The sequence below is a fragment of the Rhizobium sp. R339 genome (assembly GCF_002211395.1).
Lineage (GTDB): Bacteria > Pseudomonadota > Alphaproteobacteria > Rhizobiales > Rhizobiaceae > Rhizobium.
Genome location: NZ_LOKV01000029.1, coordinates 201,713 through 218,127, shown reverse-complemented (window position 1 = coordinate 218,127; position 16,415 = coordinate 201,713). Strand labels below are relative to the sequence as shown.

Here is a 16,415-nt window from a genome sequence, read left to right as displayed (position 1 = left end):
CAACTTCAGTCACATGGATACAACTTGGAACTAACCTGGGGCATTCAGACTACCATAATCAAGTAGGTAGTAAAGCGACCCATTTAACAACTCTCACGTGCGCTTTAATGAGGCAGGAATGAGCCATGGCCGCTTGCTTACATCGATGCTGACTGATGCTTCCCTGCGTCCGTTTTGAAATCAAGCGAGCGTGGCGCGCAGGGCTCATGGCCAACGTCAGCCATCACCCCGATTGGTATTGATGCTAAGCGGTGGCAAGAATTTGCTTTCGCCAGAGTCGTGAAAACAGACCATCTCGTTCCCTAAGCTCTCGCGGTGTTCCCTGTTCTATAACGCGTCCCTTTTCAAGCACAATGATTCGGTCCATGCTAAGGATTGTTGAGAGCCTGTGGGCGATGCAGACTACGGTTTTCCCGTTTGTCAAAGCGCTGAGGTTCTCCTGAATCGCTGCCTCGACCTCGGAATCTAAGGCAGAGGTCGCTTCATCCAGAATGAGGATAGGAGCATCTTTGAGGAAGAGGCGTGCCAGGGCAATGCGTTGCCTTTGACCGCCGGATAGCCGCAAGCCACGCTCTCCAACCATCGCCTGATAGCCCTCGCGTCCCGCGTCATCCTTTGCATTTATGATAAAGTCGTGCGCCTTCGCTTTTTTCGCAGCTGATTGGATCTCGTCCAAGTCCGCACCAAATTTTCCGTATGCAATGTTATCTGCGATTGAACGGTGGAACAGGGAGGTATCCTGAGTAATTACACCAATGGAATCCCGCAAAGAATCTTGGGTTATCATTCGAATATCTTTGCCCCCAATATATATGGCACCGTTGCTGACGTCGTAGAGACGTAGCAGCAGACTAACAAGAGTCGACTTCCCTGCACCAGACATCCCCACCAGTCCAACCTTCTCACCGCCTTTGATGTTTAACGATACTTCTTCAACTGAGCGAAAGCCCCCTGGATAGACGAAGCTTACATTCTCAAAAACAATATCTTTCGCTTCAGCTCGTAGCGGGCTCGCGTAGGGCCTATCCTGAATCGTTGGTTTGCTTACAAGAACCGGAACTGCGTCGTTTAAGGTGCCCAAAGCTTGTGATGCACTTTGTCCAATTGCTATAAACGATCGAGAATATCCTCCCAAGCTTCGACACATCAAAAGTCCAGCAACAAAATCGCCGGTAGATGTCCAACCATAGGCGACACCTAGAGCACCTATTAGCAGCGTGAGAACTAACAGAGCTCCGTTCAATAAGCTTGAAACAAGATCTGAAAATGCAAGCGAGGCATCCTCTCGCCGGCATGCGGACATGTGCCGCCGGATGATTCTTGTAAAGCGCACCGCTTCAAAACGTTCGGAACCAAATAACTTCACCGAAACAATATTGTTATACAGATCGGTGAGGGCACCTAGTGAGACAGATTCGATCGCTGCAACCTCCTGCGCCCTGCGGATCTGTCGTTTTATCGCAAATTTGGCATTGAAAATATTGCCAATTAACCAAAGAATTATTGGAATTAAGAGCGGCCATGCGATTGCAGACATGAAAATCACTGCGCCAACCAATTGAATGGTGATCCTCGGTATGAAGTCGACTAACAAAGTAAGTTGTCGCTGCACCGCCCGAGACGCCTGCTTTATACGGGAAACAGATTGTCCAACTGCATTATCGTTGTGGAACGCGACATCTTGTGCCTCTAATGTCCTGTATCCTTTCCAAAATACGGCTCCCAACGAGGGCACCGCTACGGTGGAAGAAACTATCGTGGCGTTGAAATATTGGAGAAGTGGCTCCACTATAATAACTAGTACACATAAGGCGACTATCAACGTGAAGTTTTCGCCTAGAATATTAGCGGCGTCCTGGTGATTCACGCCGTCAACAACCCGCGACATGCCCCAAATGCTGAATATGTTTATCAAAGACGCCGAAGCGCCTATAATCGAACAAATAGATAAAATTCTCCACCTAGATCGGATTTCATCTATCAAAATACCAACAGCAGACTGCGCTTTAATATGTATTTTTTCTTTTGGCCGGAATCGCCTGTGTGTCAGCCTCGCAATTTTCATTCGTGCTGTCTTCATCAACACAGTAACCTCATTTCAATGAGTTGTTTACAATTAGATCTGACGACGACGGCACTAAAATAGGGTGACTCAGTTAAGTAGTATGCAGCCTTGTCTTCTACTGACGTTTTTTATTTAAAATTCAATGCGCTTTCGTTTTTTAAATTCAGTGCGATTTTTCTGATACGATGACACTCGGATCGAGGTGGGCTTGTACTCGATGGCGACTTAAATTGGCGCCGCCGGCTTCAAAGCAACCTAATGCGAATCCTTGCCGCCGTGTCGCCTCCGCGACTTTTTAAACCGTGACAAAATCCGAAGCTCGCTTGCACGTACACAGGATGCACGCAGTTTTGTGCAATTGCAACGCTTCTACAAGCGTAACGGGAAGATCCCGTTTTGGATGCATATCCAACTGTCGCGATATGCCAGACGGCTTCTTCTTGTTTCTAAGACCTAAACGCACAGATCTGGGAGCAAAAGACGCCGCAAGCAATTGGGACCACTTCTGCCCGAGGACTCGAAGCACGTGCGGCTCAACTTACACTTTCGAATGTGGGACCACGACGAAAGTTGTCAAATTCCAGCGCCCAATCCGCCGCCTGTACATCACAATAAGGTCCGAATTTGAAATATTTTTTGGGGCCCAGTCCCTCACCCTCATAGCCTATGCATCCAGTCGCCTTTACGATCAAGTTACCGTTCGCATAGAGCAATATGCAACCTCGGCCTCTTGGGTCCGGCCTAACAAACACAATAAAGTCGATCCATCCGGAATCGGGGTTTGGTAGTGATCTTCCATAGCTCTCTATCAAGATGTCTGGCCTTAACTCGGAGAAGTCAATATCATCATCATCTGTCCATCGATCATCTGTAGCTAGCAGCGCGCGCATCTGGCCCCATTGAGGTCGCACCCACATCTTCGAGGGCGTTCCGCCTGCCCCTAAAAAGCGAGCTCCTTCATCGCGAAAGTGCGTTTCTGCTGTTACGAATAGCTTTCCGCGTCGTAGCCTGAGCGCCAAGAAAGGACTAAGGCGCGTCAAATCTTGGCTCACGATCTCGCGCTTCCATTGCGCAATCATATACCTTTCTGAATCCTTGGGATAATCAGAGCAAAATCTCACAGATATGCCGTACCATGTCCCGGTCTGGTAGGAGGTCATAGCGCCGTATCGCTCCCACACCTCAGCCCGCTTGCAAAGATTGGATTGGGGGCCACTTTTCGGCGTCTGAACGCTTAGCCGCAAAATTCCATTACCCACACGGTCTTCATCTCTAAGGAATTCGAACCGGCCCGCTCGTTGTTCGGGTTTGTCCGGAAAAACCAACCCGCCTTCATCTGCAAACCGATGGTCATCAAATCCATCGAACAGAACCTTTTCCTCTATTTCAGTCATCGCGATCCTACTCTTCTGCAACAACGGTTAGCAAATTAGCAGTCGGATCGCCAAATCAGGAGTCCTCGTTGTCAAAAGATGCGGGAAACATCGGTCAGTAGATTCTACATAAGTCGGCCGTGAGGGCATCGGACTTGCCCTTCAGCTTTCGACTTAGCGGATGCGGGCTCGCCGTCGCCACCGGTGGGAAGGTTTTGCCGCCGCTCCTCTTCCGCTCGACTCGGTATATTGACCGCCGGCATCGAACGGCATCCATCCGGCGAAGGCCGCGAGGGCTTATTTCGGCTTGTCTGCCATGATGCGTTCGATCTTTTCTTGATCGCCTTGCTCATCGACAAGGAACTGCCGAACACCGCCGCCCCAGGTGCGGATATCGGATGGGTCTTCTCGCGATCGGGAGAGAAATGGAAGAGTGCCGCAGGAGGCGCGCCGCCCGCGAAGGGATGGTCATCGCGCACATAAGTCCATAACCGTGCCTGCCTTGTTGCTCCCCTGGCCAAAAGCGGCACGGTGGTGTCGTCACCATGCAGCCGCTCGGCGGCCAGCACATGGGCGCGGATCAGATCATGGATCGGCTGCAGCGCCGTCGCGCAGGCTTCGACCTGATCGGCCAGTGTGGAGAGACTGAGATCGACGCCCTCCCTGCGTCGTAGCGCTCAGCCTGGCGGTTTGAGGGCTGATGTTGGCCGAACTTCTCGAACAAGATCGTCGCCAGCAGGTTCGGTCCTGCCCATCCCCGGGGTGTCGCATGGAAAGGGCCCGGAGGCTGGCTGATCTTCTCGCAATCCCGGCAGGTGAACTTCTCGCGCACCGTCTGGATCACCCTCCACTGGCGCGGGATTGCCTCCAGCGTCTCGGTGACGTCTTCGCCCATCTTCACGATCCGCGCCGAGCCGCAGCAGGTGCAAATTGAGGGAGCTTCGATGATCAGGCGCTCGCACGGCAAATGTTCCGGGAACGGCTTGCGTGCCGGGCGACGGCGTTCGAAGGCAGAGACATTTGTGATCTTCGCCGCCACGCGTTCCGCGGCGATCTCGTCCTCGGTGGCATCGGCCTCGAGTTCTTCGAGCTGCAGTTCCATCTGGTCGATCAGCCGGGCGCGCCGTTCCGAACTCTGGCCATACTGCTTCCGACGCATTTTGGCGATCTCAAGCTTGAGGTGCCGGATCATCGGCTCGGAGGTCGTCACGACGGCGCGCACCTGCACGAGATCGGCCTCGGCGCAGGCGGCACGCGCTTCCGATGCCGCAAGCGCGGCGCGCAGTCTGGCTATCTCCGAAGCAGCGTCATCCATGGCCAGAAGCTAACATGTCGCATGTCGAAAGCCCAATGCAGGCGATCGGCCTGCCTTCGAAGGCCGTTGCGTCCAGCGGGGATTGCGCCAGTCTATCCATTTCAGGAGATAACCGAGTTGCGCCGCCGACACCGGCACGGCGCAGCCATTCTGGCTGACCGGCCAGATGAACTTGCCGGCCTCGAGGCGTTTTAAGTAAAGCGACATGCCGACACCGTCATGCCACAGGGCCTTGACCAGATCACCCTTGCGCCCCCGGAAGCAAAAGACCTCGCCGCCATGAGGATCGCGGCCAAGGCCTTGCTGAACCTTCAGCTCGAAGCTGTTCATGCCGCAACGCATGTCCGTCACGCCGCCCCGCGATCCATACGTTCACCCCGGCCGGAAAGGCGATCATGACGCGTCCAGGACCGGCAACAGGCGGGCAAGGATGGTCGGATCGAGTGAAGCCGGGATCGTCAGGCGACGACCGTTCGGCAGCCCGATCTCGATCGTCTTGTCGCCGTCCGACCGGAGCGGACGGGCCATCTCGGAAGATGCCGGCGGCGGCGGCGAAATCGTAAGTGGCACGAAGCTTGTTGATGCGGAAGCGCTCAGAAGGCCACTACGGTATTCCCGACGCCAACGGGTCAACAATGACCGCGACAATTCATATCGCCGCGCCGTTACCGACCCCTGCCGAAAACCTTGCAAGCTCTCCTCGACGATCCGAACCTTCTCTTCGTCTGACCAAACCGTCGGCGACCAAGATCGTCGGCGGACAAGACCTCAATGGGGGAAATGATTGTAGCGCATGACATAAGGCATGCACTTAAAGCCCAGTCACCAAATCAGCGCAGACGGCCTTCGCCGAAGGGACTTTCCTGGAGGAGTTCGAGGTTCTCGCCGATCAGCGTGGCGACGTAGTCGATCGTGTAGACATGCGTCGGGCGCGCCATCAGGCAGCCAAGGCTCTCCTTAACGGCAGGATCAAAGCAAAGACGCCAACATATCGCCAGTACTGGGTTGATCCGGACCTGCGAGTTTTAAATCCACGCTATGCTTAGAATAGCGAAGCGAGCCAGGTGCTGACGGCATTCAACAATCCATTGATGGCTGAAATCACGTCCGGAGCTCGTGACCCCAGTGAAATCGCTGTGGTCAGGAGAATTCCGATCGCATGCTCGCGTGCTTTTTCGGCGAGTGTCTCCCCCGCTTTGGCGATCTGCTGTTTCAGCAGTCGTGACAGCCGCTGAAAGGTTCCAGCTGCCTTGCCGACAGTAGCGAGATCAGGAGCAGGTTGTGAAAGTTGCGTCTTAAGATCGGCAGCAGCGTTCATCAACTCATCTCGACCACCCTCGGCGCCGGGAGAGTTTTCGTCCTTAGGAGGCCCATTGTGACCCATCATCGGACTCGTGCCGGCAATGCCGACAACTTTCTCAAGATCGTCTAGCCGCTCCAAGACAGTCTTACGATAGGCCAGTTCCTGCGCAGTTCCGAACCGCGGACCGCTTGATGATGTGGTAAGCGCCTTAAAGTCGACCTCGTCGCAGCTTCGTACATGGTCGAGAGAACCGGCATGAACCTCTTTGTAGTGGATCATGTAGCTCGAAAAATGGTCGGGCCTGATCGCAGCCGCAGTCTCTTGCCCACCTTTTCGATGAATGGCAGCACCGTTTCTTCCGGCTTCCCTCAAAGCTCCGAGATCAATCTGAAATGACGGCGACGATCCGAGTTCTCCTGGATGCGCATCCATGTCGAAAGCTGCGAACACTTGGAACTCCTCACTCCAGCCCAGAACGAGGTTAATGCCGCCGCTTATTGGCGCGAACTTGCTGACACTGCTTGTTATCTGGATACGATATTCATCATCACCGCGGGTATTCCCACCATGCGTGACGTTCCAGATGTACACTTTGACGGTGGTTTTCGTTCCGTGGCGGTCAACGGTAAACTGAAAGGGATGCTCGGCCGAAATGAGTGGATGATCGACTTGCAGGCCCCCTTGCTGTAGCGCATCAATGACCTTCTGCAGGAGTTTCTTTTTACTCAGTCTGGCCATTTTTGTTATCCTGCGAGCGCGCGCGTTGATCCGCTTGAAAGAGAATGCCGACGACGTCTGGTGGTATGGCGTCATTAGATCCAAGACGTGAAAGGCCCTCGTTGATCAGATATTCGATCAACCGATAAGGCTCAGTAACGCCGTCGAAGACGGCCTCAACCACTGACTTTAGCGATCCGTCACCATCGACCGTGCCAATGTTCCATTTTGTGTTTGTGCCTTCCGCGGTCCCCGCAGAAACATCGTTTTGAATGGCATATGCCAAAGCGAACTTTGCAGCGTCGAGCTCCGACCCAAAGTTGCCGGCCAGGACGAGCGCGGCCAGATTCTTCTCGTTCGCTGAGGTGATACCGATGGTGCGCTTGTCGTTGGTCGGCGTCTTTGCTTTTTCGGTCACGTTCAGTCCTTTCGAAGAACAAGTTCGGTGTGACGGGCCGACCGTCGCTCCAATTTCCACTCGGCTTTGAGATGCTTACCAAGTCCCTCGCGCGCACGCACCGGCGGCAGTTCGTCTTCGTAGACAAGCACGATCACCTGTCGCGACATATTCGGCATTGCCGCAACCGTCTTGTTTGTGTGGATGGTGTCCAGACGTCCGAAAGGCGAGTCGATGATAATGGGGCCGCGCAGCGGAGCATTGTTCTGCAATGCAGCTACGAGCGACAGGGCAACAATGTGTTCTGCACCCGCCGAGCGAACCGGAATGCCCGTGCCGTCCTTATGGACAATCGAGAGCCCGTAGCTGTCATTGATCCTCAAGCCGGCGTAGTCGGCTTCGGAGGTCAGTTGCCGGAAGTGTTCAGTCGCGTCCACTTCGACGCGTTTGCGCAATTGTTCTCGGAACACCTCGATCCCCTCGGTGAACATCTTTTCCAGATCAGCAGCCAAGACGCTTCGTTTGCGTTCGACGTCGAAGCTTGAGCCGGCGAAGCGGTCGAGCTTCCGCTGGATATTTTCCCGATAGGTTGTGTTGTGCTGGAGGCTGTCGCGAGTGTCCGATAGACCCTGCTCAAGCAGTGAAATTTGCCGGATTGTGAGCTCGAAATCCGACCGGGTCCGGCGCAGTTCGTCTTCATTAACGCCTTCAATCTGGCTTGTCAGGCTTTTGATCTCATTCTGCTTGCTGTAGATATCCCGATCATCCTGTTCAATCGCCTGCCATTTCAAGCGGAGTGCTTCAGGATTGGCCGCGTTGACCGATTTGGAAACGGCATCGATCTTGCGACGGATCGATGCAAGCTCCTGCTCCTCCGTCGCGCCCGCAAGACCGCCATGTTGCACGAGCGAGTCATGGACGTGTTGACGAGCGGAATCGGACACCGGCTGCAGGCAGGCAGGACACGTCGTTTGCCCCTCAAGAGACAGGCTCCGCAGGACTGCTGTCCGGATGAGGGCGGTCTGCAGTTGGGTCTCACGGTCCCTGAGGTGATCCAGCGAGGCCTTCATCTTGTTGACGATTAATGCTGACCAGGCCGTGCTCATAGATGATCCGATATCGGATCGCTTTGCTTGTAGCTTCGCTCGAAGCTCGACCAGTTCGCGCTCGAGACCGTCACGCTTGTCGAGAAGAGAGGCAAGACGTTGGGACTTGCGCATTGCCTCTTCCAATGCAGTCTTTTGCTTGCGCAATTCGTCGAGCTCGGTTTCTTGACGTTCGAGATCCGCCACGAGGACCGCGCGTTCCTCCTGAAGACTGGTCAGCTGATTGCCGAACTCTCTTGTCTTCTGGTCGCCCTGAGCAGCGCGCGAATACCGAGCCTCGGCGCGCTCCCTTGCCGCGGAAAGGCTATTTCGGGAGTTCGTTAGCAGCGGAAGGCCCAAGATTCTCTCGATCGCCTCGCTGATTTTTGGGCCCATGTCGCTTTCTGCGACCAGCAGGTCCTCGTATTCCTGCAGCAGCTCTCCGTCGAATAGAAAGAACCGTGATATCTGCTCAGGTAGGATCCGCTCCAGCTCCGTCTTCGTCTGGTGCGGTCCGAGAGGAATCCCGTCTCGCTCTAGAAAATGAGACTGTTCGTAATCGGCGTCATCTTCAGGCGTTTTGATGCCCGGACGTGGCCTAAAGGAGCGCGTCAGCCGGTACTTGATTCCATCATAGGTCATATCCAGCCGGACATCGAAGCCGTAGACGCCACGATCCTTAGCCTCCTCCCAATTTCCGACGAGGTGAAGAGCTGCGTCCCTACGGCCGCGGCCGAGGATCCGGCCAAAAAACGCAAAGCGTATGGCGTTCAGCAGCGATGTCTTGCCCCGCATGTTCTCGCCATAGATGATCGTAACACCATCTTCGCTTGGGAACGTGACGGTCTGCCTGCCCTTGTATGGGCCAAAATTATCGAGATGGAGTGCTGTTAGACGCAGCATATCAATTTCCAGTCCTTGCGAAAATCATCTCGTCGAGAGCACGGCTAAGCTCCATGTTATTCGAGCCCGGATCCGCGTGGAGGCGCAAAATCTCGCGGACGATCTCGCGGTCGATATGCGGGTAATGCTCCGTGCGGATGCGTTCGAGAACATCGAACAGGCTTTCGTTCCGCGCCTCTTTGTCTTTATCGTCCGGCATGCGTCACCTCGCTCTCGAAATCGCCGTCTTGATCTTCATCATCAATTTCAATGCCATAACCAGCTTCCGCCCAATCCAAGCCGATTTTCGCAGCCAACACCTTCAAGTCGGTCACGCTGGCCGGGTTGATTGCGTGCGAGCCAAACTCGATTGCGCGAGCAATCTCGCCAAGCAGAATGGAATCGCCGTCGCCAGTCTCGGTGGCGTGCGGCGCAACGATCACGTCATGAATGAAGGCTAAAGCTTTACCTGGCGCCCGCCTTAGAACGCGACCACGGCGCTGGATAAATTCCCGCGGATTGCGGGAGGATGCCAGGATCAACGCGTGCGAAACTGCAGGGATATCGACGCCCTCGTCGAGACAGCGTATCGAGACCACAATGCCACCGAGCGCATTGAACTGAGCCAACGTGCTGTGTCTGTCGCCACTCATCGCAGAATGATACTCGTAGACATCTTCCAGCCCGGAATTCAGGATTGCGCTCCGGACCTGCTGGACCTGTATCTGATTATCGCAATAGACAATCCAGCGCTGACCCACCTGGTAATGTGTCCGCAACACCCGCGCGGCAATGTCGATTTTCCCCGCAGCTGCCTTAACAATGCGGGCGCGCTGAATGAGGAGGTTCTTCAATCGCGACGCGTTCAACGACCTGGCACTGTCACCGCCGGCCTCTGTCTTAGCGTAGAGCCTACGAAACTGATCCGTTAGCTTCTGCCACTCGGCCTGCTCGCCGTCATTCAGATGGACCGGATAAACCCGATATGCATAGGGCGTCAGGGCGCCAGACTTGATCGCCTCTTGAACTCCGAAAGGAGGTTGGATAATCCGCTCAAAATAGTCGAGGACAGCCTGGGTCCCCTCCGGATCACCCGCGCGCCTTGGTGTCGCGCTCAAGCCAAGACGAGGTCCAGTCGTCATTGCCATGATGCGCCTAGTTCCCGAGGCGCCCAGCCGGTGCACCTCGTCGGCTATCAAGAGGAGATGAGAGCCCTGCGAGCACAGACCAATGAAGCGGTCACTGGAGGCCGTTTGCAGCGTCGCCAGAACCGCTCGTGGCGGCTCCTTTGAAGACGGCTCTCTCGTCCAGCCTCGCAAGCGCGCCTGCACATGCCAGTCGGCGTGGCCCCCGCCACAGACTAGCAGCTGTAGTCCGGACGGGTCGAACGCAACACGCAGTTCTTCTTCCCACTGGACCAGAAGCAGTTCAGACGGCACCAGCACGAGGGGAACCTCCCCACGGCCGAGTCCGTCGTTAATCGCGCATAGGGCAGTAAACGTCTTCCCTGATCCGGTCGCATGCTCAAGGATGCCGCGGCGACCCGCAGCAGTCCATGCTTCCAATGCTTGCAATTGGTGGCTTCGGGGTAGCCGGCCGCCTTGCTTTGATGCTTCCGGAGACCAGCTGGCCGCTTCTTCCATTTCCAGATTTATTTCATCGACATAGCTGGGCCACTTCGAGGCCTCGCTCGCCGAAATAATATGGTGGCGAGCATTTTCCGGAAGCGGGACAACGGAAACGCCCGGCCAGTGATCCTGCCACAACCTTTCGAAATACTCGACTTCTTCGTCGATTCTTTCCCGTTCGCCGGCGTCCCGCCAGCTCACATATACGTCGACTGATTCGAGATTGCCGTCGAGTGATAACCCGGGCCATGTTTCATTCATCGAGCCTTTAAAGACGACGTGGTTTTCACCATCGCTCAAGATACCGACCTTGTCGTGGAATAAGCGCCGGGGTCGGCCTCCAGCTTCGGCCCCAATCCATGCGAGCTTACACTCAACAACGCCCATCTGGACCAAGCTCGCAAGAACGATCGCCGGCTTCATCATGGCGCCGGAGAGCATCATCTGGTCAAACTCGCGAATGATGGCATCTGCCGCCGCGCTCTCGGCCCGCGCCGAGTAGCCAGAATAGAGCGCCTCGCTGTCCTCATCTGAAAGCACCGGTGAGCAGATCATACGCATCTTGCCGCCGTTATCGACGAACTGTTTCAAACTTTTCCAAGCCAGCAGATAAATCGAACTGCTAAAGAACCCGACAGCCCGATCATAGCCAGTCGAGGCCGCCATCGCCGGAAGGTAGAACTCGCGGGCGATATCATCTTCTGGCTTGTGATACGACTTCCTGATTGGAAGGTCCGACAGCGATGCCAATAAATCAGTCCTTACTCATCCGGTCCCGGGTTATCTGAACGCGGCGGTCGATCGCCTCGGGAAGCTTTTCCGAGGGCGCTGCAATCAAGACCTCTTGGATTGCCTTTCCATCTGCCGGGCGAAGCTGCCTCAACTGGGTTGCAAGTTTTCCAGCAGTCGCTTCGATAATTGTTTCCGCCTTGACTTGGACATTCCGTGACCAGGCAAAGTCCGTGTAGAGCCCGGCATCCCAAAGGATAAATACGTCCTCCTCTGCAGCGTAACCGACAAGCAGGACGGTCCGACCATCATGGTTGTCAAAGGAGCCGCGCTGCCCCCTTGTTTGCCCGGGCACGATCAATTGAACCTTATGCTCTCCTAACGGGCGCCCACCTGGCGGGCGAGTAGCATTGTACATATAGACGCGCGCCTTGATCGGGAGAGGTGGGCCAAGAGATATCTCGAGCGGCTTCGCGTCGAGCGGACCTACGTCCGACACCCGACGTCCTAATGCCGCGACGAAGCGCTCATGCATGCCGACGAGACTCAGCCGTTCGGTCAAATGCGGCACTGCAAGCCCATCGCCAAGCGCAACCTCGTCCATCAGCCCTGCCTCCTCGATGTTCTCTCGCGAAATCCGTTGATCATTTAGCTCGACCTGCGAGCCTTGAATGGGCCGATGGCCTGCCAGTTGATCGAGCCAAACGAGAAAGTCGCCCTGCCGCATACGCCATTGCCCACCAACCTTGAAGGCAGGAAGCTCTCCACTTGCCGCCATCGCATACGCCGTACGAGCGGATATCTTCAGGTGTTTTGCTATTTCTGCGATTGTAAGAATCTTGTCCAATGCCACCACCAGCGCCGCTCGCTCTTTGCGATTATTGCAACAGCTTAGTTAGCTGTCAAGAAAAAACTAAGCGCTTTCAGTCATTGTCAGTCAGCAGCTTAGATAGCTGGCAAGACCGGGGAATTAGTGCGGACAGCTGCAAATAGAAAAGAGCGGCAATGCCGCTCTTCAAACAAGACCACGCTGCTCCGAACAAAGTTCGCTATACGCTGACGGAATGTCGCGCTTCCCACACCTTTCTAATATCGGCAAAGTCGGGAAACCAACCGCTTCCTTCTGAGATCAGCTGGCGCATCACTTCGGCATGGATCCCCTGCAATCCATTCACCGCTACAGACCGGTCTTGCGCGGCACGATCAACAAGCTCGACAAGATCGCTCCTGGATCGGCGATTGCTGGACATGCGATCGACGGCGTTGACGGACTTCCTCAAATTCATGATGACGTCGAAATGCGCGACGTCCTCGATACCCTCGCGGCCTTTATAGCCTTTATGGCTCTGCTGCTTTCGATCGAGGGATGCGGCCTCGTGAAACTCAAAGCCGGCGAGATCCGCAGCCTGCTGCAATGCTCCCCACACGGCGGAGTCAGTGTTGTGAAAGACGATCGTTGCCCACCCGCCTGGTTTCAGGACGCGATGCATCTCTGAAAGAGCGCTCGCCATCATGGTAGCGTAACGGTTCAAGCTCTTGCCGCCATCAGTCTCTTTAAGCGACTTATTGACAACAGCTTCCTCTGCGACGTCGGTCAGTCGACCGAGCCATGATTCCCAGATTACATTACAATCGGCGTAGAAAATGTTTGATCCAAACGGAGGGTCGGTAAAAACGTAGTCGACGCTCGCGTCCTCAACATGCGCTAACCTCGTTGCACTGCCGACCATAACGGCAGGAGGGATCTTGGTTTTAGGCGTGAACTCCGAGAAATAGCGGCCGAGTTGGCCGATCTTTTTTCGCATGACATCGAGGACATTAGCCTCCGATGAGAGCTGGGGTACATAAAGGGTGCCTGTAAGCGGCCGATGCCCGCCGCGAGCATTGAACCTGCGCATACGCGTGCCGTGCCACGCAGTGTTTGTAAACGCAAAGGCCAAAGCGCGGCGAACTCTCTCGTCAGTAACACCGACAATCTCGGACCAAAGAACCGCTAACGCCATAAGGTTCCGGGTCGTGTACATGTCTGCAACCGATTTCACCCCCTGTAGATGCAATGCGCACCGTTGGTACATCTCCCTGTCCGGCCCCAGAGGAGTGTCAGGATACCACTCCCCGATAGCCTCGCGAGAAATTCGAAGCGCCCTTTCAACGTCCTCTGGATCGGCCGGCTTGTATCCCCTGCTGCCGCCGGCGCGGGTAAAGGAGATCCATGCTGGCACATTTCCGGCGGTGGCGAACTGCCGCCTGTTCAGCGTCGCTTTGCAATGCGGACATGTGGAGTCACGCCCCATCCGACCTGACGACCTGTCAAAGGTGTCCCAAAGTAAGAAATTTCCTTCACAGTTCGGGCAAACGTGGCGAGTGCTCCAGATCGTCCAATTGATCTGAGCCGGCTTCCCGGAATCATCCTTTGTAGCGTAGAGGTCGCCGAGGCGGTCAAGCACGGCTTTCTCCACCTGCTGGTATGCCGTCCGAAGCGCTCGCGGATCGCACTCACGCGTGTGATTCCAGGCAAGGTGAGCGGCGGCGGGAGAGAGATCGTTGATGATCGCCTGCCTTCCGAGCATGGATGCAGCGACGCCTGTCATCCCTGAACCACTGAAAGGATCAAGCACGACATCACCGGGTTTGGTGAAATGTTCGATGAACGGTTCAATTGCCTCTGGCGGCACTTTCGTGTGGTAACTGTGCGCGAGATAGAATGGGCTTCCGCGCCCGCCAGAAACACTCTTGCCTTCCGGAGGGGTATCCGGCGTCAGCGATTTCTGCGCCTTGGGCATGCGTGACGGCTCACAGATATATCCTGCAACGAAATCGAGGTGAGTGGAGGGTTTGTCAGGCATATTCTGCTACCGCTTTTTTGCGTGAGGTGGCGGAGGTCTTTGACAGGCGCTTCGCAATCATCGGCATGGTAATTCCGGTGACTGCGAAGTCAGCCTGCAGTGCATCACGTAGAACGAGGGAGTAGATATGGTCGGTCCGAGTTGCCCCGGTGCTGACAGCTGCCTCGAGTGATTTTTCGATAAAGTCATCAGGAGGCACGATTTGCTTCCGTTGCCGGGGTTTGCGACGGTGAGCAAGGTCGAGCATGAGATCCAATCGGGTTACATGTTCTTTGCCCAACTGGCCCTTTACGCCTTTGATAGACGGCTGCCCTTTGTCGAGCAGATGCACGGCGCGAACCTCTAGGCCAGCGTCCGATATCGCATCCTGCACGGCTGACCAAACTTGATCGTCAGCGTTGGAAAAAGCGAGAACACTTCTTCCACCTGGTTTCAATATACGACCCACTTCTGAAAATGCGCTCGTCATCAGGGCGCCATACTCGGCAATGCCCTTGCCACCTGAATTTCGAGGACGATGCTTGTTGACGACAATTTCATCCGCTTGGTCGGTCAGCGTCCCTAGCCAAGAATCCCAGAGTAACGAACTGTCAGCGTAGAAAATGTTAGATCCGAAAGGAGGATCCATGAAGACGAAATCGACCGAGCTCGAATTGATACAGTCCAAGTTCGTTGCAGAATGCTGGAAGATCTCGACGGTGTGCGCATCACGCGGAAAGTCCTTGTAATACTTCAATACATCGACAAACTTGCGGCGGAAGAGGCTCCAAACGTTCCACTCATAGCGCAATGATGAAACGTACAACGTTCCCGTCATCACATTGGTCGGGCGCTTGGCATTCCATTGATAGCGCTTGGAGGCGCGATTAACGCAAGCTGTGAACGCAAAAAACAACGCCTCCCTAACTCTTCCTTGCGCAGTCTCTATGATCGCGTGGCGCAGCGCTGCGAGTGCGTGCAGGTTCCGCGTCGAATAAAAGCCGTGCACATGATCGATGCCCATCGCACGATGACCTGCCCGCCACATCTCCCGGTCGGACCCAAATGAAACTTCTGGGATCCAATAGGGGATGTGCGCCGCATCTACTTCTGCAATAAGCGCCAAGTCACCTTGCGTCGGAGCACGGCTGAAGATCCGGTTGCTACCCTTGGAGACTTGCGTCTGCACCGGGGTCTCGCCTACCCATTGGAGATCGCCCTTGCGCAGCGACGCCTGACAGGAGGGACATCTCAACCGGTCTCCCTCCAAACTGCTGGCTGTATCCCAGTAAACGATCGGTTCACCGCAGCTGGAGCAAACAAATACATCGCTCCATGTCGTGTATTCGATTGTCTCCTCGTGGGTTGGAAGCGCCGTGTACAGCCAACGCATCGTCGGCGCCACTCGCGCTTCGACCTCATCAAATGCGGACTTCAAGGCAACAGGATCGCACCAAGTCGTATAATTGCGTGCGATATGAACTGCAGCTGGTGACAAATCCGATAGCAGAGCACGGCGACCGGCCATCAGCGCGGCCACCCCAGTCATGCCGGAGCCGCAGAATGGATCGCAAACCCAGTCGCCTGGTCGCGAATAGGCCTCAATGAACGGCGAGATAGCCGCCGGCGGAACTTTGGTATGGTAACTGTGCGCCCTGTAAGAGGTCGTTGCCTTGCTAGCACTGATGACCACCGGCAGATCGGAATCGGAATAGCAATGATGCAATTCATCACAAACGGCCATTGTTGGCGCACTCAGTGGCGCGTCCGGATAAGAGATGGCATGGGATTGCCCCCTGGCCCTTATCGCTGCGGCCACCCCCGCTGCATCCGCCTCTATCGCCCCCTGAACATCTTTGGGCAACCGCCCGCTGCTCAGCAAAACGAGATCTGCAGGCATGCCTAGCATCTCTGCCAAAACCGACGCCTGACTGTCGGTAACAATCCTGCGGCCATGCTCGATGTGACTGACATGGCTCTTCGTCAGTCCCAGCCGGTCGGCTACATCTTGCTGCGTTAGGCCAAGAGCCGAGCGACGGACCTTGATCGAGTTTTCTGGTAGCGACATTGTGATTCCCTGTGGCGCGGGAATCATC

The 16,415-nt window shown here is 55.4% G+C and carries 13 protein-coding genes and 2 pseudogenes; 1 reads left to right on the top strand and 14 read right to left on the bottom strand.

Annotation, left to right across the window (positions count from 1 at the left end):
• Positions 1–244: 244 nt before the first annotated feature.
• The gene (locus ATY76_RS32820; RefSeq protein ID WP_088678715.1) at positions 245–2,080 is read right to left on the bottom strand and encodes an ABC transporter ATP-binding protein; all 1,836 of its coding nucleotides are present in this window, start codon (positions 2,078–2,080) and stop codon (positions 245–247) included.
• Positions 2,081–2,598: 518 nt separating this feature from the next.
• Complete coding sequence (locus tag ATY76_RS32815) at positions 2,599–3,459, bottom strand: heparin lyase I family protein (RefSeq protein WP_141105076.1); 861 nt, start codon at positions 3,457–3,459, stop codon at positions 2,599–2,601.
• A gap of 228 nt (positions 3,460–3,687) precedes the next feature.
• Between ATY76_RS32815 and ATY76_RS33930 the strand changes: the two genes are divergently transcribed.
• The gene (locus ATY76_RS33930) at positions 3,688–3,921 is read left to right on the top strand and encodes a hypothetical protein (RefSeq protein ID WP_190233794.1); all 234 of its coding nucleotides are present in this window, start codon (positions 3,688–3,690) and stop codon (positions 3,919–3,921) included.
• Here ATY76_RS33930 and ATY76_RS32805 read toward each other — a convergent pair.
• The 12 genes and pseudogenes from ATY76_RS32805 to ATY76_RS32750 all read right to left on the bottom strand — a co-directional run.
• A pseudogene (locus ATY76_RS32805) lies at positions 3,834–4,753 on the bottom strand (IS66 family transposase); the annotation flags it as partial. The gene ATY76_RS33930 and the pseudogene ATY76_RS32805 overlap by 88 nt on opposite strands.
• Positions 4,754–4,762: 9 nt before the next feature.
• Complete coding sequence (gene tnpB, locus ATY76_RS32800) at positions 4,763–5,095, bottom strand: IS66 family insertion sequence element accessory protein TnpB (protein ID WP_088678713.1); 333 nt, start codon at positions 5,093–5,095, stop codon at positions 4,763–4,765.
• Positions 5,096–5,146: 51 nt separating this feature from the next.
• Positions 5,147–5,281 carry a hypothetical protein gene (locus ATY76_RS34490; RefSeq protein WP_280950960.1) on the bottom strand — a complete coding sequence of 45 codons (135 nt, stop codon included), beginning with the start codon at positions 5,279–5,281 and terminating at the stop codon, positions 5,147–5,149.
• 87 nt (positions 5,282–5,368) lie between these two features.
• Positions 5,369–5,473: pseudogene (locus tag ATY76_RS34420) on the bottom strand (IS66 family insertion sequence element accessory protein TnpB); the annotation flags it as partial.
• 322 nt (positions 5,474–5,795) lie between these two features.
• The gene (locus tag ATY76_RS32785; RefSeq protein ID WP_088678712.1) at positions 5,796–6,794 is read right to left on the bottom strand and encodes a hypothetical protein; all 999 of its coding nucleotides are present in this window, start codon (positions 6,792–6,794) and stop codon (positions 5,796–5,798) included.
• Entirely contained in the window at positions 6,778–7,191 is a 414-nt protein-coding gene (locus ATY76_RS32780; RefSeq protein WP_088678711.1) for a hypothetical protein, read from the bottom strand. Before ATY76_RS32780 ends, ATY76_RS32785 begins: the two co-directional genes overlap by 17 nt.
• Before the next feature lie 2 nt (positions 7,192–7,193).
• The gene (locus ATY76_RS32775) at positions 7,194–9,158 is read right to left on the bottom strand and encodes an AAA family ATPase (RefSeq protein WP_088678710.1); all 1,965 of its coding nucleotides are present in this window, start codon (positions 9,156–9,158) and stop codon (positions 7,194–7,196) included.
• A 1-nt stretch (position 9,159) separates the two neighbouring features.
• Positions 9,160–9,357 carry a hypothetical protein gene (locus tag ATY76_RS32770; protein ID WP_088678709.1) on the bottom strand — a complete coding sequence of 66 codons (198 nt, stop codon included), beginning with the start codon at positions 9,355–9,357 and terminating at the stop codon, positions 9,160–9,162.
• Positions 9,344–11,515, bottom strand: a complete 2,172-nt coding sequence (locus ATY76_RS32765; protein ID WP_088678708.1) for a DEAD/DEAH box helicase family protein — start codon at positions 11,513–11,515, stop codon at positions 9,344–9,346. The genes ATY76_RS32770 and ATY76_RS32765 overlap by 14 nt, the downstream gene beginning before the upstream one ends.
• A gap of 4 nt (positions 11,516–11,519) precedes the next feature.
• Positions 11,520–12,341, bottom strand: coding sequence for a helix-turn-helix domain-containing protein (locus tag ATY76_RS32760; protein ID WP_190233789.1), 822 nt, complete (start codon positions 12,339–12,341; stop codon positions 11,520–11,522).
• 202 nt (positions 12,342–12,543) lie between these two features.
• Entirely contained in the window at positions 12,544–14,340 is a 1,797-nt protein-coding gene (locus ATY76_RS34485; protein ID WP_088678706.1) for a DNA methyltransferase, read from the bottom strand.
• Positions 14,333–16,387 carry a DNA methyltransferase gene (locus ATY76_RS32750; RefSeq protein WP_190233788.1) on the bottom strand — a complete coding sequence of 685 codons (2,055 nt, stop codon included), beginning with the start codon at positions 16,385–16,387 and terminating at the stop codon, positions 14,333–14,335. Before ATY76_RS32750 ends, ATY76_RS34485 begins: the two co-directional genes overlap by 8 nt.
• Between the last annotated feature and the right edge of the window lie 28 nt (positions 16,388–16,415).

Coding starts and splice junctions, on each gene's coding strand:
- ATY76_RS32820 (WP_088678715.1), bottom strand. CDS start 2,080: ATGAAGACAGCACGAATGAAAATTGCGAGGCTGACACACAGGCGATTC.
- ATY76_RS32815 (WP_141105076.1), bottom strand. CDS start 3,459: ATGACTGAAATAGAGGAAAAGGTTCTGTTCGATGGATTTGATGACCAT.
- tnpB (WP_088678713.1), bottom strand. CDS start 5,095: ATGCGTTGCGGCATGAACAGCTTCGAGCTGAAGGTTCAGCAAGGCCTT.
- ATY76_RS34490 (WP_280950960.1), bottom strand. CDS start 5,281: ATGGCCCGTCCGCTCCGGTCGGACGGCGACAAGACGATCGAGATCGGG.
- ATY76_RS32785 (WP_088678712.1), bottom strand. CDS start 6,794: ATGGCCAGACTGAGTAAAAAGAAACTCCTGCAGAAGGTCATTGATGCG.
- ATY76_RS32775 (WP_088678710.1), bottom strand. CDS start 9,158: ATGCTGCGTCTAACAGCACTCCATCTCGATAATTTTGGCCCATACAAG.
- ATY76_RS32770 (WP_088678709.1), bottom strand. CDS start 9,357: ATGCCGGACGATAAAGACAAAGAGGCGCGGAACGAAAGCCTGTTCGAT.
- ATY76_RS34485 (WP_088678706.1), bottom strand. CDS start 14,340: ATGCCTGACAAACCCTCCACTCACCTCGATTTCGTTGCAGGATATATC.
- ATY76_RS32750 (WP_190233788.1), bottom strand. CDS start 16,387: ATGTCGCTACCAGAAAACTCGATCAAGGTCCGTCGCTCGGCTCTTGGC.